The following is a 21,811-nucleotide window of genomic DNA, read 5'->3' on the forward strand; positions in this document are numbered from 1 at the left end:
GCTGGCACATGCCATTGCAATTACCTACAAAATGTAGGTGCAACAACCTACAAAAACTTTTTGCAATTTCCTACAAAAAGGTCTTGCAAAAAACAAGTCAGCCTTAAAGGAATATATGCAAAGTAAAGAAAAAAACATCCCGCAGCTTATGCGATATGCGAAAGAGCTTCGTGTGGAAAAACTTTTAAGACCATATCTGGAGGCGTTGTTGTAATGATTAAAACTTCAAGACAGTTTTAAAAGCATTAGTGAGAAATCTGACAAAAGGTGATAGTATACAGGCGCAGATTATTATGCGTAATTATGTGATGGAACGTTTTTTAGAACGAATTTCGCTTTCAAAGTATAGAAATAATTTTATTCTGAAAGGCGGGATGTTGGTGTCTGCTATGGTAGGACTGGATTCCCGTTCTACAATGGATATTGATACAACCATAAAGAATATGCCACTTTCTGTAGAAACTGCAAGGGAAATGATAGAAGAGATCATTGCGATTCCGATTGATGACGGTATGACATTTTTAATAAAAAGTGTTGGAGAGATTATGGGTGAGGTAGAGTATAGTGGAGTGAGAACTAATTTGGAGGCTACATTGGAGACAATGCGCACACCTCTGAAAATAGATATTTCCACAGGAGATATTATAACACCAAGAGAAGTATCGTACACGTTTAAATTGATGTTTGAAGAACGTACCATATCTATATTAGCCTATAATTTGGAAACAGTGCTTGCAGAAAAACTGGAGACAGTGATAGCAAGAGGTGTAGCAAATACAGGATTAAAAGATTATTATGATCTGTATATTTTGCAGAATGAATATACACCTGTGATAGATATGGGTCAGTTTAAGGCAGCATTTTTAGCAACGGGTAAAAAACGTAATTCAATACAACTAATGGCCGATGGCAACAGAATTTTGAATGAAATAGCAGAAAGTGAAATTATGCAGGGGTTGTGGAAAAGTTATCAAAAGAAGTTCAGCTATGCAGAAGATATTACCTGGGTAATGGTTATGGCATTGACACAGGCAACAAAATCTCATGAAATAACTTATACGATAAATGATGCAATGGATGTCCTACAATTGACGCAATATAAGAGGCATATATGTAAAACAAAAGATATAAAGTAGTTATTGTTCAAAGTGGCAAGCTGGATGTAGAAGAGAAGAAAAATTATATACTCCAGCAGTTTAAGTACAGGGAGTATAATTCGAGGATTATACGCTATTGTCGGGGGGGGGATATCCAGCCAGCATAGCGGCTATAGAACAGTCAAAAGATATCATAGAGATTTTTGTTACAGGGGCTTTTTATGATTTTTACGATATTATAGACGAGTGTAGATTAGACGAAAAAATCGCAGAAAAATTGCTCTTTCATGGTCTTGTCATAGCGGTTTGCGGCATTTTGATTTATTCCAATCCATGTTTTTTTTAGCGGTAGTAGGTAAATCAAGCGAAATTGCTTCTACGGTAAGGGGGGGGTTCCGTGTTGTGCCTGCATCTTTGGACAACAAACACGGAATACCCTCCAGTACAATATTTCCAATGCGCCCAGTGGTTGGACAATGGCAATTGTAAATTGTTCCTTCCAATTCCACTTGCATGATAAAACGGTTTGATCTTTTCTGTATTATACCCTCTATCAGAGGTGTATCAAAAATCAAGCCCATAGGTCTGCCCTCCAATATCTTGGATGAAAGGCAACAGGTATATCCGCCACCTCGTATCCCTAATTAGATATTTAAACAATTTTTATGCAGGGGCCATGTCCCGATGCAACAAAAGCAGGAGAAAGTGTTTCTAAATCAGCCAATAACTTGTTTTGCATTTCCAGGGTTGGAAGTTGGTCGGCTCCGCTTGCTTTTATTGCGTCCGGCCAGTTGCTTTCGATAACCTGTCCATGTGTTTCTCCCATCTGAAACATAAGGTCGCTACTGAAAAAAATATTACGTTTCGTTTCCATAAACAGTAGACCTTCCCACATGTGCATTTCCGATGGATAACTAATTGTCTTAAACTCGAAATCGTTTCCGCTAAAGGTTTCGCCCGGTTGTTTGATTTGGATATTTCGAGCAAGGCCAAAACCCCATAATTGCCGCCCTGTCACTTCCGAACATACGGGGATTGCTTCGGGATATTCTTGAATAACCAAAGATAAGCCGCCGCATTCGTCACTTTCAAAATGAGAAATAAGAATGTATTTTAGCGGTTTGCCGCCCAAAAGCTCTTTAAGTTGTGGCAGCGTTTTCTGTGCTTGAGGAATAGCACCCGTTTGAATTAGCACAGGTTCATTGGTCAACAACAAGTATTGGTGCATGGAAAGTTTTATCGGCTCCATCACATCGGTAAATTGGTAAAGATCTGAATAAATATTTGTCATGTTCATTGTCCTTTCTTATTGACATACAAAATAGCTTTAAGATATAATAAAAGCCACATCTGTTGCTTTTATTATATCTTAAATTTGGATAGGTTGACAAGTATGCCGGCCTTAATTGCAACAAAGAGGGGAGATTTGTTGCTTTATGAGAAGAAAAAATACAACATCGGACATGATGAAAGGATACATGGCGGAGGCATTTTTAATGCTGATGGAGAAAAAAGATTATACTGATATTTCTATCAGCGAGATTACCGCTAAAGCCGGAGTAAACCGTTCCACGTTCTATCGGAATTTCAACTCAAAAAATGAAATTATTAAATATTACTTTAAGCAAATTATCTATAAACACTATTTCAGCGTTTCACCAGAGTCTACATCAATACCAAATTATTTACTTGAAATGTTTACTCATTATTATGGCTATAAAAAAGAATTACTACTCATGCACAGAGCTAATGTAACTCATATTATCCTTGAAGCATTGAATGAAACTTTTTCAGCCATACACACTGATACAACAGTTGAAAGTCACTATGCTACACGCTACCACACAGGGGGAATATATAATGTTTTCCTTTTGTGGTTCGAGGGTGGTATGAAAGAAACACCTGCTGAAATAACAAAAATTACATGTTCATATTATCCCTCAAATTTACGCCCTTATATGTGGTTAAAGTAGCTTTTTTCAATTTTTCGCTAAGCCGAGCAGATGGCTGATATTGGCCTTTATCGTCACAATTATATGTGCTTGAATTCCTGGGATTACAAGAACTGCCAAAGTATTCTGAGTCGGAACTAGAATCTAGAATTATTGATCATCTTCAGACGTTTTTGTTAGAGTTAGGTACAGGGTTTACTTTTGCTGGGAGATAGGTACATCATTCCCAAATAGATTTTTCGTTACCCCCAAAAACTTGAAATGATGATGAAGATTAAAAAACAGACAGCATGACACTATTCCCAAATCAAATTGTTGGGGGATAGTCAAAATGAGAAAGGGGATAGAGAGGGAAAATTATGCTGAATTAAATAATAAATCTGGAAATCCCGGAAAAGCCTTTATTTACAGGATCTTCCGGAGATTTTTTTGCTCTTTGAACGGATTTGCGGCAGACTTCTGTCTCATTCTTTTACACTAATTAAATTCATTTACAATTCTTTTAGCACCTGAAAGGATTATTCCAGTTTCTGAATTACAGCTGAATACAGTCATTCCTTTTTGTCTGCATTCTTTCAGGAATGAAATGTTACTTGCAATAATTCCGCTTGGTTTATTTAACTCTTTGGCGCCATCGATGACAGCCGAAATATTATCTTGCATGAGTGGGGTATAGAAATCTCCGGGAGTGCCGCAGTCACACGCCATATCGTTGGGACCGATAAGAGCAGCATCGACACCTTCCACAGACAAGATGTTCCGTACATTTCGAACACCTTCATTGGTTTCAATCTGGGCAAGGATAATTGTACGGCTGTTTGCCAATTTCATATAGTCGGAAAGGGCTGGGGGATTATATTCTGTATGTGCGCGCTGTGTGGAAATGCCTCTTTGTCCAATAGGAGCATATTTGGCGAATTGTATGACCTTTTCAATGTCTTCTTTCGTGTTTGTCATTGGCACTAAAAGACCGTCTGCACCCATGTCCATATATTTTGTAATGACTTCCCGGCGGATTTCAGGAATACGCACAATAATCGGAAGCTGTATTCCATTTGCAATTCCGATGAGCGCCGCGGCTTGGGAATAATCAAAGTAGCCATGCTCACAATCTAAAATTATATAAGAAAATCCTCCGCCTTTTAGCATTCGGATGACATTTGGTGTTGTGATTTCACTGAGCATAGTGCCCAAGATAAACTGTTTATTATTCAAGTGTTCTTTTAAGAGATTCATATGGCAATCCTCCTTTTCGTTCAATGGCAAGGGAAAGACGATAAAGTCCGTTGAAGGTTTCATCGGGTATCGGAGAGCGTTTGTAAGGCAGTTCTATACGCCGTGCCGCAGTGTCAATAAGCTGCGCATTTTTCCAACTGACTCCGCCGGAAAAGATCAGTCTTTTGATTTTGGAAGCTTCCTCTAACAAGGGAAGATTTTTTGCATATTCCTCTGCTATGTGCTCATAAGCTGCCTGAAATAAATTAGAAATATGAAGATTATTGGGCGTGATATGGCTAACGTTCCCGCCCAAAAGATGCTCGTTTGTCGGATAAAAATACATTTCTGTCTTCAGGTCCCCGGAGTCAGGCCCAAGGGTATTGTTTATAATATCCCACATATCACTTTCTTCTATCTGCTTTCCCGTAAATAGCTGTACGGCTTCCTTGAGAAATCGGATAAATACGGATAAATTGCGTCCTCCCGGCATATTAGAAATGGTATTTATATAAGTCTGTTCAAAGTAGGGACGTACCTCATAGCTGCCTGGAATAAAGACATGGGTATTGCGTGACAGCTGGCAGGCAGTAGCTATGTTGATAACGGCATCATCCGGTGTGCTGCATGCCCCAGCTATGGATACCTGCTGGTCACCATAATCGGGATAAACAGGAATCTTTTGTCCTTCTGCAAAGCAATAGCCTGCCGGCCGAAATTCCTCCGAGGCAATATCCGGAAAGGTTATTTTAGAAAAGCTTAAAGCGTCTATGACACGATTATTCCAGCTTTTTTGAGGGACGTTCACCAGTCCCAAAGGAGCCGCATTGGTTATATGGCAGATATTATTTCCGGTCAGACGCCAGATAAGATAGGAGCCGAGTGTAAATAGAGTCCCATCATCCGGCGGTGCATCCTCTTCCTGAAGCAGTGCGTATAAGTTGCACATGCCAAGGCTGGGCTTTAACTGCACTCCAGAAACTTCCATTTCTTCTTCCGATATGAAGGCTTTCATCATATCTAATACAGATATTCCATTCTTTTGTGGACTTGTGCAGCGGGAATCCTGCCAAGAAATATAGCGCTCCGGGCGAGATTTTGTCTGGTAGACAAAGCCGTGCATCTGAGTGGAAAACAAAATGCTGTCCAAAGGAACAGAAGCTGCCGTTGTATGGATAATTTTGTGAATTGTGTTGTATAGCTCTTCGGCATCCAGTTCATATACCAGCGGATTGGCAGAAGGTAATTTGGGGAGAGCAGGAAAATTTGTCTGCTGAATCAGAGCTTCTCTGCCTGTTGAAATTACCCCTGCCTTTATATATGAGGAGCCAATATCTATTCCAAGTGTGTTCATAGCGGTTTATCTGCGGCGCAGATGGACGGCGAAACCGCCGAATTGTTCGGCAAAATAGATGGATACCATCTGTCCCTTCTCGTATACCCTGGTCGACATATTAAATGCCACATTATTCCGCTGGAAATAAGTGACAGCACGTTCGATATCGTTGGTATTAATGGCAATGTGTCCGTGGGCTCCAAGAAAACTGCCTTTGATGACTTCTATCATATCTCCGGCAAAAAAGGCACCTTCAAATTCCTTTTTTTCCTTTGAGAACATATTGCAGAACACATCGGTAAGCTGGCTGGATTCCTCTGCATCCTTTGTATTAATACCCACATGGGCGATTTCAAAATTAAGATGGTCTGCTATGGTTTTTTGACATATGGCGCTGACTGCATCCCATGATTTTTCCTTAATCAGGCTGTCAGGAGCCATAAAGCTTCCGCCTACTGCAGCTACATTAGAAAGTGAAAGATAATCATTCATATTGTTTGCATTGACACCTCCGGTAGGCATAAAAGAGATATCTTTATATGGGCCGGCCAGAGCTTTTAAGGTCTGAACTCCTCCGTAGGCCTCTGCTGGGAAAAACTTGCAGACGGTCAGACCAAAAGAGAGAGCCTGCTCCAGGTCAGCGGTAGAAACAGTGCCGGGAATAATATCTACCTGGTGTTTAAGGCACCATTTTACCACATCAGGATTAAAGCCGGGGGTAACGATAAAAGAGGCTCCTGCCTCCACGGCTGACTGAGCCTGTTCGATATTGTGCACTGTTCCGGCACCGACAATAATTTCAGGAACCTCTGAGACCATTTGCTGTATGGCTTCCTTTGCAGCGTCGGTGCGATAGGTTACTTCTGCAACAGGTATTCCTCCCTTTACCAGGGCACGGGCCAGGGGAACAGCATCCACGGCATTATCAATTACGATTAAAGGTACAAAGCCTATGTCAAAAATCTGTTTCATATTTTTACTTATCATTTATAAAGTCCCTTCTTCCATAAATCTCATTAAAGTATCCCGGTTGGGAAGTCCGTCGTTATCTCCCCTGTTCATTACCTGGATTGCGCCAATTGCATTACCCCGTAATACTGCATCAGACAGTGTGCAGCCCTCTATCAGGGCGCTGATAACACCTGCAGCGAAGCCGTCTCCTGCTCCTACCGTATCTACCACCTTCTTCACAGGAAAGCCAGGAATCACAGCTTCATTATTTCCATCGGAAATATAAGCTCCGCGGCTGCCCAGCTTGGTTACAACAGTCTTTACCCCCAAATTATGGTAAAATTTACTGATTATTTTAGGATTCTTACTACCGCAGAGAATTTCCCCTTCGTTTTCTCCAGGAAAAACAATATTTGACAGAGCTGCCAGCTTGTTAATCGTTGTTATCATCATATCTCTGCTTTCCCATAGCTGAGGCCGCAGGTTGGGATCAAATGAAATTAGTAAATTGCGTTTCCTTGCTTTTTCAATTAAATAGAATACAGCCTCCCTTGTGGAGGTGCTGAGTGCAGGGAGAATACCAGTCAGGTGCAGAAAATTATAGCCTTTAAGATTAATCTGGTCGATATCCTTTTTGGAAAGGGTAGAAGCGGCAGAATTTTTCCGGTAATAGAATATCTCTGGGTCTCCACTGCTTACCATGCTTTTGAGCATGAACCCGGTTGTTCTCTCGTCGGAATATTGAATGAATTCAGTTCCAATCTGATTTTGTTTTATCACGTTAGTCACTAATTTACCAAAGGGGTCATTTCCCAGCTTGGTGAAATAGGTAACGTTATGTTCTAACCTGGCAAGTCCTACAGCCACGTTGAATTCTGCCCCGGCCACAGCCAGGGAATAACCGGATACATTTTCCAGGGGACCTTCGTTTTGAGCAATAAGAAGCCCCAGAGGTTCGCCGATTAGTATTACACTTTTAGACATTATAGTAGATCCTTTCTTGCATGAATTAAGTTAATAACATCAAGTTTGGAGGTCTTGATTTTATGCTGTATAAGGTAAGGTTTCTTGTTACGGAGCTTTTACAGGAAAAACTGGTTTTCCGCCATGTAATGTACTGGGTCTGATAACCAGGGGAACTTCGACACCCTGTGTGACTTTGGGTTCATCTGGCTTTTCAAGACGCCTGAGCAGCAATTCAGCAATAGAGTCTCCTAGTATATAGGTAGAGCACTCCAGAGTAGTCAGTCCAACGTCGATAAGTCCGGCCCAGCCAAGACTTGTTTCCCATCCCCATTCATCATATCCACAAAGTCCCACTTCATGAGGCATCTCAAGGCCTAAGGAGCGGATGGCCTTAGCCATATGCAGGAGCGTCACACCATTGCTGGCGATGATTGCAGGAGGGGCCCCAACCTTCAGGCTTGCCTGCATTAGTGTATCCAACTGACGTTTTAAATCTTCCGTATCCATGGAATCAATTTGATGGACATAGGAGACAGGGTTTTCAACTCCCAGAGAAGTCAGTTTCTTAATAAAAGCATCCCGTCGCAGAAAACGAGGGGAAATTTGTTCATACGGCTGCACGAAAAAGTGAAGTGTACCATATCCTTGCTTCACCAGATGCTCCATCGCGTTGTTAATAGGATGCTCGTTCTGAAAATAGACAATATCTAAGGTGTAATTATCAATAAATCTGTCTAGCAGTACAATCGGCATTCCTTTATTGGCTAAATCAATTATCATCGGGTTATTCCTGTTTGTAGTATTTACAATCAGACCGTCAATCTGCTGATTTACCAAAGAATTAAGATAGTGGATTTCCCGATTGTAGCTATTGTCACAATTAGCGGTGATAATGTTGTAGTCCATATTTAAAAAACAGTCGCCAATTCTTTTGATAACCGCAGAAGAAAAAGGTGACTCTATATCTGCAATCACCAAGCCGATTAAAGTGCTTTTGTGGCTTTTTAAACTCCGTGCAATATTATTAGGCTGATAGTTAGCAAGCTCGATAATGGAGCGGATGCGCTCCTTTGTCTGGGGTGACATATATTCATATTTTCCATTAAGATAGCGGGAAACTGTAGTTTTAGATACCTGGGCAGAACGGGCAATGTCTGCAATGGTAATATTTTTATCCGGCATATTGTTACCTCTTTTCGATGAATTGTAAATGTTGTATATAGAGCTTTGGCATAATTACGAAACCGATAACTATATTTATACAACAAATTATAACTTTGTCAATTTATTTTTTCAAGCAGTTTTAATAAAAATAGAATTGAAAGTATAATAATTGGTGAAATGGATGAAATAGAAACCGATAAACTATGCAATTTATCCAAAAGATTTATTGGATAAATCAAATGTTGCACAAAAATATGATTTAAAAATTTGGTAAAATAAATAAAAAATAAATTTTTTATTAAAAAGTATTGAGATTATTAAATAATGATTATATAATTCTGCTTAACAAGTGCAAGATAAATATTGATTTTGGAAGAAATAAAGTGACAATATTTTATTTGAAATCAAATTAGACTTGTTTTTTTTGGAGGTCTTGTTAACCGGTACACATAAAGTGAACCGGATTAGGAGAGGGGGCATTTAAAGAGTAAATCTCATGAAAAACAAACTAGAAATTTATGGATGATTTAAAGAAAGGAGGAGTGTGATTCGAACATTACATACTTAGTTATCTATATTACCAAATATCAACACGATATATTATACTAACTATGATACAAGGAGGAATAAGAAATGAATACAATTATAGGTATCTTATTGCTTATAACTTTTTTGGTTTTTGCCGTATATGCAGCAAAAGGCGGAAACCTTATGATGGGGTTTTTTGTAATGGCTGTCCTTTGGGCAGGACTAGGAGCAATTGCGGGGGTGACAACCTGGAATGCTACCGAGGCTCAGGCAGCAGAAGGTATGATCGATATTAACAATGGTATTTTTCAACAAGGTCCTGAGCTTTGGGGCACAACGGCGGTTGCGATTATCTTTGGCTCCTGGTTTGGGCGTATTCTTGTTGATACAGGAATTGCACGTACGATTATCCGGACAGCTGTGGAGCTTGGTGGTGACAAACCGTCTATCACCTGTATTTTACTTTCTATTGTAACTGCATTAATTTTTACTTCTGCATATGGAGCAGGATCCGTGGTAGCTATTGGTGTTATTGTATTTCCTATTCTTTTATCTCTGGGAATATCCAAGCACTTGGCTACAGCATCCTTTCTTATGAGTGTTGGTGCAGGACTTTACTTAAATAATGGCTGGCTGTCACAGCTGACGGCTCTGATTCCTGATTTTGATGTTACCTCTACAACATGGAGAACCTTTGGTTTTATCGCCTTTGGTGTTCAGATGATAATGATGTGCATTATGGTTCTTGTAAATTCTAAAGCAGATAAGAAACATGCATGGGCAGCGACAAGCGGAGAATTAAATGACGGAAAAAAAGTAAATCCATTGGCTATGATTACACCACTTATTCCTGTCATTTTGTCCATTTTCTTTGGGTTTAAACCAATTCCAGCCATTTTGGTTGCTGTCCTATGGGCGCTGATATTTACTGGAAATATGAAAAAATGGAATGATATAGGCTCTCTCGTACAGAAAACATTCCATGACGGTGTTGCTGATGTGGCCTTAGTATTTGCATTTCTCTTTTTCCTGCAAATGTTCCTGCGTGCGGCGAAGGTTTGTGCACCTCTGATTGCCCCGATTTTGGAGCCTGTAATGCCTTCTAATCTGTTATTATTGTTTATTATATTCGGCTTGTTTTCTATACTTGCATTATTCCGCGGTCCGTTGACTGTATGGGGAGCCGGGGCGGCAACCTTAGCAATGTTTCAGGCAATAGGAGGAAGTTACACAGGACAGGTTTTATTTCCCCTGTTTACGATTCCTTCCACGACAATCAATGGTTCCATCTGTCCGACGCAGTCCTGGTGTCTGTGGGCAATTGGTTATACAAAAACCGGATTGAAAGAATACTTCAAATGTTGTCTGATATGGTGTCTGATTGCATCATTTATTCTCGAGATTATCGCATACTTTATGTTTGTGTAGTCCCAGGTATGTATTCTTAGTGCCTCTGTCTGCAGAATGATAAAGCAGGCAGGGGCCGTCACATAAGCAAATCGGAAGTTTAGAAATAAAGGAAAGCACTACAGTGAAAGAGGTAATTGGAAACATGGGAAAAGAAATCAGAGTAGGAATTGATGTGGGAGGAACACATACAAAGGCGGTAGCAATCGATAATGCTACTCATGAAATTGTAGGACAAAGTGTCGTTATGACAAGTCATGATCATCCATTAGGCGTAGCTGCTGGTGTTATTGAATGTTTTGAGAACTGTTTGACAAAGAATAATATCGCACCGGAGGATGTTGTTTTCATTGCACATTCTACAACACAGGCTACCAATGCCTTGCTGGAAGGTGACGTTGCAAAGGTTGGGATTCTTGGAATCGGCCCGGGGGGATTATCAGGTTTAATGTCCAAGAAACAATCTAATATATCGGATATAGATTTAGGAACCGGTAGAAAAATTAAAATCTGCCACACTTATTTAAAACAGAAAGGGTTAGATAAAACCTTGGTAGAGCAGGGAATCTCCACGCTTTTGGAGCAAGGGGCTCAGGTTATCGTCGCGTCTCAGGCATTTGGAGTAGACTCTAATCGGGAAGAAGAACTGGTCAAGGAAGTGGCAGAGAAAAAAGGCATGTTGGTATCTGTTGCTTCTGACATTTCCAAGTTGTATGGGCTTACAAGCCGTACAAGAACTGCAGCAATCAATGGCTCCATTCTTCCCAAAATGATGAATACAGCTAATTCTACTGAAAATGCAGTGAACCAAGCCGGAATCAAGGTTCCACTTATGATTATGAGAGGGGATGGCGGCGTTATGGACATCTCAGAAATGAAGAAACGTCCTGTACTGACGATGCTTTCCGGCCCGGCAGCGTCGGTCATAGGGGCTTTGATGTATCTGCGGGCATCTAACGGTATTTATTTTGAAGTGGGAGGTACTTCCACGAATATAGGTGTCATTAAAAATGGACGCCCTGCTGTTGAATATTCGGTAGTAGGCGGACACAGGACTTATGTTAACTCACTGGATGTTACCGTATTGGGTGTAGCCGGAGGTTCTATGGTTCGGGCTGCGGACCACAAACTGGTAGATGTGGGACCGAGAAGCGCTCATATTGGGGGTATGGAATATGCAGTTTACACACCCCTGGAAGAAATCGAGGATCCTCAGCTTGAGTTTTTTTCACCTAAAAAGGGTGACGTTTCAGATTATGTATGCATACGCCTGAAAAATGGAAAACGTGTTACCATTACGAACTCTTGCGCAGCAAATATTCTTGGCTATGTAAAAGAAACAGACTACAGTTACGGCAATGTAGAGTCTGCAAAGAAATGCATGAAACCTCTGGCGGATTATCTTAAAGTATCTGTGGAGGAATGTGCCCGCCAGATATTGGGAAAAGCATTTGAGAAAATCGAACCTGTAATTACTAGGTTTGCCGAGAAATATAAAATTGAGCATGACCAGATTTCTCTTGTCGGCGTAGGTGGAGGTGCATCTTCACTGCTGCCATTTACAGCCGAAAAGATGGGGCTGAATTATTCTATTCCTGAGTATGCGGAAGTCATTTCCTCTATCGGTGTAGCATTGGCTATGGTTCGTGATGTGGTGGAACGTGTGATTCCTAATCCAACCAGTGAGGATATTACGGAAATTAAAAAGGAAGCAAAAACATTAGCGATTAAGAATGGAGCTACCCCGGAATCCATAGAAGTCCAGATTGAAGTTGATCCCCAGACAAGTAAGGTTACGGCGATTGCCTTAGGCTCTACGGAGGTTCAGACAACAGACTTATTAAAGGAATGTGATGAAGAGGAAGCAAGGAAATTAGCAGCTGCGTCTATGAATCTTTCTGAGGATGCTTTGAAGTGTACGATTCAGAATGATATCTTTTATGTGTTTGAGGCGGATAAGAATGAGAAGCACCAGGTCCGGCTGCTGGATAAGAAAGGCTTTATTAAGGTCCAGCGCAGTGATGCAAAGGCTGTGGAAGTGAAAGCGGCAGACTGGGAAGCAGCTGTTGATGCTATGTGGAAGGATATGCTGGTATATAAGGCAGAAATGGAGCGCACACCGGATTTATACCTGTGTATTGAAGGTAAGGTCCTGGACTATGCCAATACAGTAAGCTTGGAGCAGTTAAAGATTATTATGGGTACGGAATTTGCAGGGATATATCCCGACGAAAAAATTATTTTACTTGGCGCTCGCAGTGAAGTTTAACTGAATCGACGAAGCAGCAAAGCGGATTGTGAATATCCACTTTGATATGTATTGAATCAGAATGGAGGTAAAATTATGCTGAAAGAGATGATCACAATCTTGATGGAGCTGCCGGATTGCATATGGGATAGTTACGCTTTTAGCAGAGAGCCTTTAAACGGACGTCTGACAGATGGAAGTAGGAGGAAATATGCCAGACTGGCCCATCAGACAGGATGCGCTCAGGCCAAAGAAACAAAAACGGCATTTCCGCAGTTAACAATGGAAGAAATTATACGAAAACTGAACATTGATTTAAAAATAAAAAACATCCAGGATGATGGCAATTATATTATGTTTGCCTGCTATATGGAGCCAAATCAAATTTTAGTATATAAAAAACCAATCCAGCAGACCATAGAGCTTTTACACCAAAAAGGTTGTGAAAACCTAATTTCCGAAAATCAGATGCAGGAGATACTTCTAGCTCACGAGTTATTTCACTGGTATGAATACCAAAAGACTAATTTACCAACTAGTCAAAAGGTCCTTAGTCTATGGAAAATAGGGCCGCTGGAAAATAAAAGCCGTCTGGTGAGCCTGGGAGAAATTGCCGCTATGGCATTTGCAAAGGAGATGCTGGGGTTATCCTATTCTCCATATACTCTGGATATTTTGCTGCTGCTTACGATAAATCTGGGGCTTGCACGAGAATTGTATAATACAATACTGGGGCTGGCCGGGCTTCCGAAATGTCCGGATGAAGTCTGGGAAGAATTTTGAAAGCTGGAAATGAGGTAAATAAAATGGGGCTTATTATTGGAACTTTCTATATTATAATTTTGGCAGTAACAATTGTAATTATAATACAAAAGAAAAATATAAAGATTGAGGGAGAAGAATTCTGCATTCGTGAAAATAAAATCACCGCTTTTTTAGGCATAGCTCTTTGGATTGAGAGTGGTATAATTGCATATTATTCAATTACATTTCCTGAAAGATTATTTTTAAATAATAATTCTATAATTAATGTCTGTATATTTATGGCGGCAAGTGTGTTATTAGGTTCAGGAATGATGCTGTATACTTTTGTGAAGCGTATTGTGTTTACTAAGAATGAGCTGATTTTAGTGAACCTGTTGGGACAATTGACCAGAATCGGATGGAATAATATCCGGGGGGTTTCCCAGACAAACGGCAAACGATTAGCTTTCCAGGATAAAGATAGGACCAAAATTGTAGTTGGCGGAAACCGCAATATGATGAAAAGGGCCTTCAAAAAAATTTATACGAGGATTCCTAAATTTGTGGACAATACAGAAATACAAAAGCTAGAGACTACATTAATGAGATGATGAGGTTCTATTCCAATAGGGCTGCACAACCTTTGCGGTTGAGCAGCCCTATTGTATAACATTCAAAATAGATTACACAAGTGAGGAAAGCACTTTAGCTTTTGTTACGATTCCTTTTAACTGTCCATCTTTCCCGACAGCTGCAATTGGATATGGAGCTTCGGCGGCCAGTGCCATGATATCTGCTACCAGGGTATCCGGATCTACAACCGGTATGTCTTTCTGGACAACATCGGAAATTGGCAGATGGTTCTGTCTTGCATGCACCGCATCAGCGATAGTCAGAATACCTACCAGATGCAGGTTATCATCCACAACATATACGGTGGAGAGTTCATTTTTATTCATTACCCGGAGTGCCTGTTCTACACCATCGCCTACCCGGACCAGTGTCTTCGGAGTAATCATAATGTTATATACGGAGAGAACACGAGATTTGTCAGCGTTATTGATAAATGCCTCCACATATTCATTTGCCGGATGTTCGCTCATCTGTTCAGGTGTATCTGTCTGTATCACTTTCCCATCCTTCATAATTGCCACCACATCTCCAAGGTTAAAGGCCTCGTCAATATCGTGTGTAATAAAGACAACGGTTTTTCTGAGCTTTCGTTGAATCTGTAACAGCTCAAACTGCATATCCTGGCGTACCAAGGGATCAAGGGCGGAAAAAGGCTCATCCATCAAGAGCACATCTGGGTCGTTTGTAAGAGCACGGGCAATTCCGACCCGCTGACGCATGCCTCCGGAGAGACTGTCACAGGACTGATGTTCCCAGCCGTTTAGCCCGACCATTGAAATAACCTCCATTGCTTTTTTCTCCCGTTCCTCCTTTGAAATACCCTTGATTTCCAATCCGTAAGCAACATTTCCGAGTACATCACGGTGGCTCATTAGACCGAAGGACTGAAATACCATGGCGATTTTATTACGGCGAAACTCTAGAAGTTCTTTTTTTGAAAGTGTGGCAAGGTCTTTGCCTTCAAACAGTACCTTGCCAGAAGTAGGCTTGTTGAGTCTGTTAAAACAGCGGACCAGCGTGGATTTTCCCGAGCCGGACAAACCAATGATTACAAAAATCTGACCTTGGGGAATCTTCATATTGACATCCCACAGAGCGACGGAGACACCGGTTTTTTTCTGTACGGCTTCTTTTTCGCTGCCTTCTCTCATCATTTTGGCAGCTTCCGATTTGTTCAGACCGTACAGCTTGCTGATATTCTGCACTTCAATCATATTTTTTTTGCTTTCCATGTCCTTTTCCTCCATCTATTTCTCAGTGTTTGATTCTGCCTGTGCCTCAGTTTCTCCAAACCATCCCTGTGTCAGCCGGTCGAGTACGATTGCCATTATGACAACACAGCCGCCTGCGATCAGGCCCCGTCCGATTTCAATACGGTTCACGGCCTCCAGAACCTCCATGCCAAGACCTCTTGCACCAATCATAGAGCAGGTCACGACCATGGCCATAGCCATCATTAGGGTTTGGTTTACACCCGTCATAATTGTAGGCATTGCTTGTGGAATTTGTACCTTGAATAAAGTCTGCCAGCGGGTGGAGCCAAAGGAAAGTGCCGCTTCCACCACTTCTTTGTCTACCTGCCTGATACCAAGGCTGGTCAGACGAATCACCGGGACAATTGCGTAAATAACGGTTGCAATTACTGCAGAAGCATTTCCCATGCCAAACAGCAGCAGAGCAGGAATCAGATAAACAAATACAGGCATTGTCTGCATGGTATCCAGAACAGGGCGTATTATACGGTTGGCTCTTGGCGAATTGGAAATCAATATACCAATAGGAAGGCCGAGGAGCAGTGCTATTACCACACTTGCCAGTACTATGGAAAGGGTGAGAATCATATTGTCCCAATATCCTACAATGCCTACCAGGAAAACAATGACGGCATATAGTAATCCACTTCTGAACTTTCTACGCACATGCCAGCCAAGCAGGAATACAGCAAGAAGTAAAACGAACCACGGAATATGCTCAAGAAGCCATTTGAATCCATTCACCAGCCCGCCCAGCACTGCCTGCATTTTATCAAGCACAGGAGCAGCAAAAACGGCGAATTTCCGAACAGCACTATCAATGGCATTTGTATTCGGTTTTACAACTAAAGGAAAACGTGACAGCCAGCTTGAATTACCTGCATTACGTGTCCCGCCCTCAAGGCTTGCACTTAAAGTCTCTGCCTGTTCAGGGGTAAGCCATTCCTCAAGTAATTCAGGGTGCTGCGTCAGCAGCCACTTTGCAGCCGTACTATGGTCCGCATTGTTGTCCTGCATATAAGCGAGCCCTTCACTGATTAATTTGGAGCTTGTATGGTATTTGGAGAGAAATTCACAGTATCCAGGATTGGAAACCGCAAAGTTGTTATTTACTGCTACAGTTACGGTAACTGCCGGGCAGGCGCCGATGCCGTCCGGGAAAGTTTCTTCATTATAAGGGGAATCCTCCAGAAGAACAAGGTCGTATTTACCCATTAGCCAGGTCGGCTCCCAATAGTAAGCAACAAAAGGTTCTTGTTTATCCCAGGCAGAAGTAATGGTGGCATCCATCGCTGCCTGGCTTCCCGGGGTTACATAATTATAGTGGCCGTCCAGTCCATAGGCAGACACCTTTTTCTCCATGATTTCGGTGATGCTCCATCCGGGGATACCTCCGTATATTATTCCTTTTCGGGAGTCCTCTGGATCAGGGAACAGTTCGGGATATTTTTCCAAATCCTTTACAGATTTCAGGTTCGGATATTCTTCTGCTACATATTTGGGAATATAGAACCCCTGGTAGTTGTCATTAAAGTTTATTCCAAGCTCCTTAAATTTTCCGGCATCTAAATCAGGCTGATAGGAAGGAATATTGTCAGTCCATTCTTCCATGTGTACATCAAGTTCACTGTTCATAAGTGCCTCGTGGGCAATTGGAGTGGAGCTGGGAACCTCGGTCCATGTATAGCCGAATATTTCCTCGGCAATCAGACCGGCAATTGCATTGTTGAGTTTGATAGAATCCCAACCCACATCTGCAAAAACGATTTCCTGCTTTTCCTTAGTCTCTGCGGCAAGAGCCGGCTGAGTGAATGACAGAGCACCGATGAGCGCTGCTGACAAAAGTGATAAAAATTTCTTCATTTGGAACATCCCTCCCTGTGAATTATAAGGTTATCCGGAAAAGTAACTGACAAGTTCCGAAACCTGGGTTAAGTTGGCAACATTACATGCAATGATAAGTATATCTCCCTCCTGAAGTACAGTCTGTGAGTCGGGAGAAAGCATGAGTTTCTCCCCTTTCCTGATGGCAATTACTGTACCTCCTGTGTTTTGACGGAACTGAAGCTCTTCGAGAGTCCGGCCGGAAGCCTTACTGTCTCCTTGGATAGGAAATTCATACGTCTTCAGCTGATCACTGTTCTGAAAACGTTCTTCCAAATCCATAATTTTTTCAAATGTACTGTTAATCTCTTCATTCAGCTGATCTCTCTGCAGCGTCAGTTCTTTGAGCTTAGTTTTTAAAGCTCTCAGGTCATTGTCAGATTTATAATGCTCAACGTAATATATGGCATTCTGCCGGGAGATTACTGCTGCCCCTACATTTTGCCGAACGTCAATGACGTTCATATTGGCTAAAAGGTTCATAGCTCTTCGGATTGTTTCGGAAGACACGCCATATTGAGAACCCATAAGCGAGCGCCCGGAGAAGCGCTGCCCTTCTTTCAGCTTCCCGTTTGCAATCTGAGAAGCAATGTCATAAGCAACCCGGCCGTAGACAGGTGTATTTTTTGAATATTTCATAGCTTGAAGTCCACTCCTTTATGAATCAACTGACAACTCCATTCTAAAACATAGGTTGGCAGGAGTCAAGAGGAAAATTCGGATACTGAAACATGTGCTGTCTGATAAAAAAATAAAAGTCAAGCTAGTAAACCTGCCGGCACTTTGATACAATAAACTAGTCAAGCGGCTTAATCGGAAAATGCACCTTTATACCAGCTGCTGGGGGGCATAAAAAAGAGATTATCACAGACATCACCATCAGTGTAAATGACCCAGATGAGATGGCAAGGGACAGTATTAATGCCGTAAAAAGGGGATTTGAAACACTGAAGATCAAGGTCGGCAAGGATGCAGACAAAGATATAGAGCGCATGAAGGCAATTCGTGAGGCGGTCGGATATGATGTGAAGCTTAGAATTGATGCCAATCAGGGATGGAAAGCTAAAGAAGCGGTTCGGTCCCTTCGAAGGATGGAAGAAGAAGGTCTGGATATTGAATTTGTCGAGCAGCCGGTGCCTGCGCATGATATTGACGGTCTGAAATTCGTGACGGACAATGTATCTATTCCAGTGCTTGCCGATGAATCTGTATTTTCACCTGCAGATGCACTTACAATCCTGCAAAGGAGGGCGGCAGATTTCGTCAATATCAAACTGATGAAAACAGGCGGACTGCACAATGCCCTGAAAATTTGTTCCATTGCTGAAATCTATGGCGTAGAATGTATGATTGGCTGTATGTTAGAAGCCAAGGTCAGTGTAAATGCGGCCGTTCATCTGGCAGCGGCAAAGAGTATCATCACGAAGATAGATTTGGATGGACCGGTGCTTTGCAGCGAGAACCCTGTAATAGGAGGGGCAGTTTTCGATGAATATAAAATCACGCTGAACAACGATCCTGGTCTTGGGGTCAGGGGAATTGACAAGATTAGATATCTGGAAAAAATATAGTAACTATTCAGAACCAAGCTCGAAAACCTACGGTTTTCTCGCTGTTTGGCTCTCATATCGCTTTTGGCATATCTCATCATGGTTTTCATGAATAAGTCAAATTTAGCGGGCCTTATAGTCGGTGTGATCGTGGCGGCAATCTTGACAGGGCAGAATATTCAAAACCTTGCTGCCATTTTTAATGCGGCACTTGGCTCATTTCTGGGCACAATCGGTTTAATCATTATGTTTGGCAGTGGTCTTGGCTATTTGATGAATAAGACTAAGGTCAGCCACACTCTTGTCTACTGGATTGTGAAGAAGATCGGAGTAAATTCGGAGAAAAAGGGGATGCTGGCAATCATGGTCTCCTCTATCGTTATCTGCGGGCTGCTTGGTACACTGGCCGGGGGGAATGCAGTGATAGCACCGGTCGTGATTCCTATGGTAGCAGCAGTGGGGGTAACGCCTACAGCAGTCGCTGCTTTATTGCGGGTATCTGGTGAAGTTGGTCTGATGGTTGGACCTCTTACAGGTGTGACCATAGCAACCATGGGGGTTACCGGTCTGTCCTACGGGAAACTGATGCTGTGGGCAGTTATACCCTTCAGCCTGGTCTGGCTGGTTGCAACCTGGTTTGCTGTTTTAAGAATTCAGAAAAAATACAGGGGAAAAGAAGCCTATGAGCTGACAGAGGATATGGTCGATATTAAAACCATAGATATCTCAAAGGGAGAGAAAATAACAACAATTGTTTTTCTGATTTCCTTTATAGCCCTTGTTGCATATGGTATTATTACAAAACAGGGGACAGAGTATCAATCATTGTTATGCTGATTTTGTCCGCTATTATTTCTCTGTGCGGGATGATATCCAACATAATGAAGCTTGATGAAGCAATCAGTGTATTTGTAGATGGTGCGGCACAGATGACGAACATGTTTCTGGTGTTTATCTTTTTCGAGGCAATGTTCACCATGATTAATCTGGGCAACAGCGCTGCTGGCTGCCACACGAATTACAGGTTCTTTGTACCCGACCGCCAACATGGCCGGACAGTTGGGGATTGCAAGAACAAATAACATGAAAGAGGTGCTAAAGGCCAGCTGGATCGGTGCAGCAGCACTGTGGATATGGGTAATCCTATGGGCGTTTGTAGGACCATTGATTGCAGGATAAATTATAGCAATTGAATGTTAAAAGCCGTTGTCTGTGGTGGAATACTTGCTGTTTGAAAATTTGCATGAGTTATTTTAACCATCTGACCGGGCTGTAGAGCATTAAATGTTATTGAAGCACCAAAACGATTGGTAATAGTAGTTGTAGCGGTAACAATAAATTTAGTTTGATTATTTATGCTATTCAGAGCTTCGGTAATAAGAAAAAGATTGTCATAATCAACTAGGATGATGCGCCCTGTACTAACTGAAGAAGTGGAACAGGGCCTTTTTTGAATATGAACAAAAAAAGCATTGGATTGAGGTGGTATACTTTTGGTCATAAATAATGAGAACACGACATTTACCCACATACCTGGCTGTATGCAGCATAGACACGTTCTATGGCCGAAAGAATTTAATATGGTAGTATGTCTGTTAAGATTTAATCTAATAGTTTGTATAGAATTCATATTGTTTCTTTCCGGCATAGAGTAAGAAACCAATATATTTCCATTAGAATTATTAGAACAAGAAACTTCTTCTACAAAAGCATTGTCTATGCGCATGAAGTCACCTCGTTGAACCATGGTTCCGCGGGAATCAATATTCATACAAATATCACTACCGGTATTTTTTTATATTATATGTAAGGTTTACCAAAATGTGATGCTGATACTATTTTAAGATAAGTAATCTTGTTTCCGGTACTTTTAATAATTGAATGTGGAAAAGAGACTGTGCGGCGGCGGAATCTGAAAGGAAAAGTAATTTATATGAAGAAAGAGAGTTGTTTTCGGGTTTTTGTCAAGTATTCCACTCTAAATGTGTTGGGAATGCTTGGTTTATCCTGCTACATACTGGCAGATACTTTTTTTGTGGCAAGGCAGCTTGGCTCAAATGGACTTACAGCACTAAATCTTGCTATTCCAATATATAGTTTTATTCATGGAAGCGGGCTAATGATTGGTATGGGGGAGGTACCAGATATTCTATCTGGAAAAGTCAGAGAAAGGATTATGAGGCAAACAAGATTTTCACCAATGCAGTATATATAGTGGCCCTCTTTGCTGGGAAATGTGGGAGTGGCAGCATACGGAATCATTGCTAATCTGTCACTCGTCATCATTTCGATTTATACGGGAATATTTTTTGGAGCGGAACAGATTGCCGATATATTTAATAGTGAACAAAATGCATTGCTGCAAAGTATGGCAATAGAAGGATTGAGATTGTATTTTATTGCCTGTCCGTTTGCCGGATTCAATATAATTATTTCTATGTATTATACATCCATGGATTATCCGCTGCCGGCAAGTATTATTTCTATACTGCGTGGTTTTATTGTAGTTATTCCGATGGCTTTCGTTTTATCTTCAGCGGCAAAAATGACTGGCGTGTGGTGTACATTCCCAGCTACGGAATTGTTGGTGGCAATTGTAGGAGTCATATTTTTTGCTGTTCATAAAAACCAATAACTATCTTTTTGTCCTTAAAATTGCTATACTAATTCTATTACATGATACCAGGGTCAAAAGGTCATGCGTTTCATGCTTGCATGAAAAAGCATGACCTTGGGGCCCGTAAAACATGAGAAAGTAGCCCGAATAGGGCGGATTTCGAATGTTTTTAGGATTGCGGGAGCACAAAGTGCGGAGCAATCCGTAGGTATCAGGGGGCAAAATACCTTTTGACCCCAACATCATTACATTGATATTTTTTGCAA

General features: G+C 41.4%; 20 protein-coding genes and 2 pseudogenes. 11 read left to right on the plus strand and 11 right to left on the minus strand.

The genetic code is table 11. The annotated features are described in order from the left end of the window. Positions 1-213: 213 nt before the first annotated feature. Positions 214-1,019: pseudogene (locus EDD59_RS10610) on the plus strand (nucleotidyl transferase AbiEii/AbiGii toxin family protein); the annotation flags it as partial. Positions 1,020-1,393: 374 nt separating this feature from the next. Here the strand turns inward: EDD59_RS10610 and EDD59_RS10615 are convergent. Further along, positions 1,394-1,678, minus strand: coding sequence for a hypothetical protein (locus EDD59_RS10615; RefSeq protein ID WP_243117401.1), 285 nt, complete (start codon positions 1,676-1,678; stop codon positions 1,394-1,396). A 71-nt stretch (positions 1,679-1,749) separates the two neighbouring features. Further along, on the minus strand, positions 1,750-2,388 hold the full coding sequence (locus EDD59_RS10620; RefSeq protein ID WP_207670394.1) for an oxygen-binding di-iron domain-containing protein: 639 nt from the start codon (positions 2,386-2,388) through the stop codon (positions 1,750-1,752). A 145-nt stretch (positions 2,389-2,533) separates the two neighbouring features. Between EDD59_RS10620 and EDD59_RS10625 the strand changes: the two genes are divergently transcribed. Both EDD59_RS10625 and EDD59_RS10630 read left to right on the plus strand, forming a co-directional pair. Continuing rightward, a complete protein-coding gene (locus EDD59_RS10625; RefSeq protein ID WP_132381664.1) occupies positions 2,534-3,070 on the plus strand; it encodes a TetR/AcrR family transcriptional regulator in 537 nt (178 codons plus the stop codon). Positions 3,071-3,135: 65 nt separating this feature from the next. Next, positions 3,136-3,264: a PDDEXK nuclease domain-containing protein gene (locus EDD59_RS10630; RefSeq protein WP_330572051.1), complete on the plus strand. Its 129-nt coding sequence runs from the start codon at positions 3,136-3,138 to the stop codon at positions 3,262-3,264. Positions 3,265-3,526: 262 nt separating this feature from the next. On the opposite strand, the gene EDD59_RS10635 is transcribed toward EDD59_RS10630, so the two are convergent. From EDD59_RS10635 to EDD59_RS10655, 5 genes are all read right to left on the minus strand, one after another. Beyond that, complete coding sequence (locus EDD59_RS10635) at positions 3,527-4,285, minus strand: HpcH/HpaI aldolase family protein (RefSeq protein WP_165920909.1); 759 nt, start codon at positions 4,283-4,285, stop codon at positions 3,527-3,529. Continuing rightward, complete coding sequence (locus EDD59_RS10640; RefSeq protein WP_132381668.1) at positions 4,257-5,618, minus strand: sedoheptulokinase; 1,362 nt, start codon at positions 5,616-5,618, stop codon at positions 4,257-4,259. The genes EDD59_RS10635 and EDD59_RS10640 overlap by 29 nt, the downstream gene beginning before the upstream one ends. Before the next feature lie 6 nt (positions 5,619-5,624). Beyond that, positions 5,625-6,572, minus strand: coding sequence for a bifunctional 4-hydroxy-2-oxoglutarate aldolase/2-dehydro-3-deoxy-phosphogluconate aldolase (gene eda, locus EDD59_RS10645; RefSeq protein WP_207670395.1), 948 nt, complete (start codon positions 6,570-6,572; stop codon positions 5,625-5,627). 15 nt (positions 6,573-6,587) lie between these two features. Beyond that, a complete protein-coding gene (locus EDD59_RS10650) occupies positions 6,588-7,535 on the minus strand; it encodes a sugar kinase (protein WP_132381672.1) in 948 nt (315 codons plus the stop codon). Between the two features lie 87 nt (positions 7,536-7,622). Continuing rightward, on the minus strand, positions 7,623-8,699 hold the full coding sequence (locus EDD59_RS10655) for a LacI family DNA-binding transcriptional regulator (protein WP_132381674.1): 1,077 nt from the start codon (positions 8,697-8,699) through the stop codon (positions 7,623-7,625). Between the two features lie 615 nt (positions 8,700-9,314). On the opposite strand from EDD59_RS10655, the gene EDD59_RS10660 reads away from it, so the two are divergent. The 4 genes from EDD59_RS10660 to EDD59_RS10675 all read left to right on the plus strand — a co-directional run bounded on the left by EDD59_RS10660 (position 9,315) and on the right by EDD59_RS10675 (position 14,219). Next, the gene (locus EDD59_RS10660; protein WP_132381676.1) at positions 9,315-10,637 is read left to right on the plus strand and encodes a citrate transporter; all 1,323 of its coding nucleotides are present in this window, start codon (positions 9,315-9,317) and stop codon (positions 10,635-10,637) included. 124 nt (positions 10,638-10,761) lie between these two features. Continuing rightward, the gene (locus tag EDD59_RS10665) at positions 10,762-12,885 is read left to right on the plus strand and encodes a hydantoinase/oxoprolinase family protein (protein WP_132381820.1); all 2,124 of its coding nucleotides are present in this window, start codon (positions 10,762-10,764) and stop codon (positions 12,883-12,885) included. A 75-nt stretch (positions 12,886-12,960) separates the two neighbouring features. After that, positions 12,961-13,647 carry a hypothetical protein gene (locus EDD59_RS10670; RefSeq protein ID WP_132381678.1) on the plus strand — a complete coding sequence of 229 codons (687 nt, stop codon included), beginning with the start codon at positions 12,961-12,963 and terminating at the stop codon, positions 13,645-13,647. Further along, positions 13,644-14,219: a hypothetical protein gene (locus EDD59_RS10675; protein WP_132381680.1), complete on the plus strand. Its 576-nt coding sequence runs from the start codon at positions 13,644-13,646 to the stop codon at positions 14,217-14,219. The genes EDD59_RS10670 and EDD59_RS10675 overlap by 4 nt, the downstream gene beginning before the upstream one ends. A 72-nt stretch (positions 14,220-14,291) precedes the next feature. On the opposite strand, the gene EDD59_RS10680 is transcribed toward EDD59_RS10675, so the two are convergent. The 3 genes from EDD59_RS10680 to EDD59_RS10690 are packed head-to-tail and all read right to left on the minus strand — an operon-like array spanning position 14,292 to position 18,017. Next, positions 14,292-15,473 (minus strand): quaternary amine ABC transporter ATP-binding protein, encoded by a 1,182-nt coding sequence (locus tag EDD59_RS10680; RefSeq protein WP_132381682.1) that lies wholly within the window; start codon positions 15,471-15,473, stop codon positions 14,292-14,294. A gap of 15 nt (positions 15,474-15,488) precedes the next feature. Next, complete coding sequence (locus tag EDD59_RS10685) at positions 15,489-17,357, minus strand: glycine betaine ABC transporter substrate-binding protein (protein WP_132381684.1); 1,869 nt, start codon at positions 17,355-17,357, stop codon at positions 15,489-15,491. 30 nt (positions 17,358-17,387) lie between these two features. Next, the gene (locus tag EDD59_RS10690; RefSeq protein WP_132381686.1) at positions 17,388-18,017 is read right to left on the minus strand and encodes a GntR family transcriptional regulator; all 630 of its coding nucleotides are present in this window, start codon (positions 18,015-18,017) and stop codon (positions 17,388-17,390) included. Positions 18,018-18,280: 263 nt separating this feature from the next. On the opposite strand from EDD59_RS10690, the gene EDD59_RS10695 reads away from it, so the two are divergent. The 3 genes from EDD59_RS10695 to EDD59_RS18145 all read left to right on the plus strand — a co-directional run bounded on the left by EDD59_RS10695 (position 18,281) and on the right by EDD59_RS18145 (position 20,010). Then, entirely contained in the window at positions 18,281-18,949 is a 669-nt protein-coding gene (locus EDD59_RS10695; protein WP_132381688.1) for a dipeptide epimerase, read from the plus strand. Positions 18,950-19,012: 63 nt separating this feature from the next. Further along, a complete protein-coding gene (locus tag EDD59_RS10700; protein WP_330572064.1) occupies positions 19,013-19,765 on the plus strand; it encodes a TRAP transporter large permease subunit in 753 nt (250 codons plus the stop codon). A 44-nt stretch (positions 19,766-19,809) separates the two neighbouring features. Continuing rightward, on the plus strand, positions 19,810-20,010 hold the full coding sequence (locus EDD59_RS18145) for a hypothetical protein (RefSeq protein WP_243117403.1): 201 nt from the start codon (positions 19,810-19,812) through the stop codon (positions 20,008-20,010). Positions 20,011-20,108: 98 nt separating this feature from the next. On the opposite strand, the gene EDD59_RS10705 is transcribed toward EDD59_RS18145, so the two are convergent. Continuing rightward, positions 20,109-20,699, minus strand: coding sequence for a hypothetical protein (locus EDD59_RS10705; RefSeq protein WP_132381690.1), 591 nt, complete (start codon positions 20,697-20,699; stop codon positions 20,109-20,111). A gap of 162 nt (positions 20,700-20,861) precedes the next feature. Here EDD59_RS10705 and EDD59_RS18660 point away from each other — a divergent pair. Then, positions 20,862-21,563, plus strand: a pseudogene (locus tag EDD59_RS18660) (hypothetical protein). Positions 21,564-21,811 lie beyond the last annotated feature (248 nt).

The sequence above is a fragment of the Muricomes intestini genome (assembly GCF_004346165.1).
GTDB lineage: Bacteria > Bacillota > Clostridia > Lachnospirales > Lachnospiraceae > Muricomes > Muricomes intestini.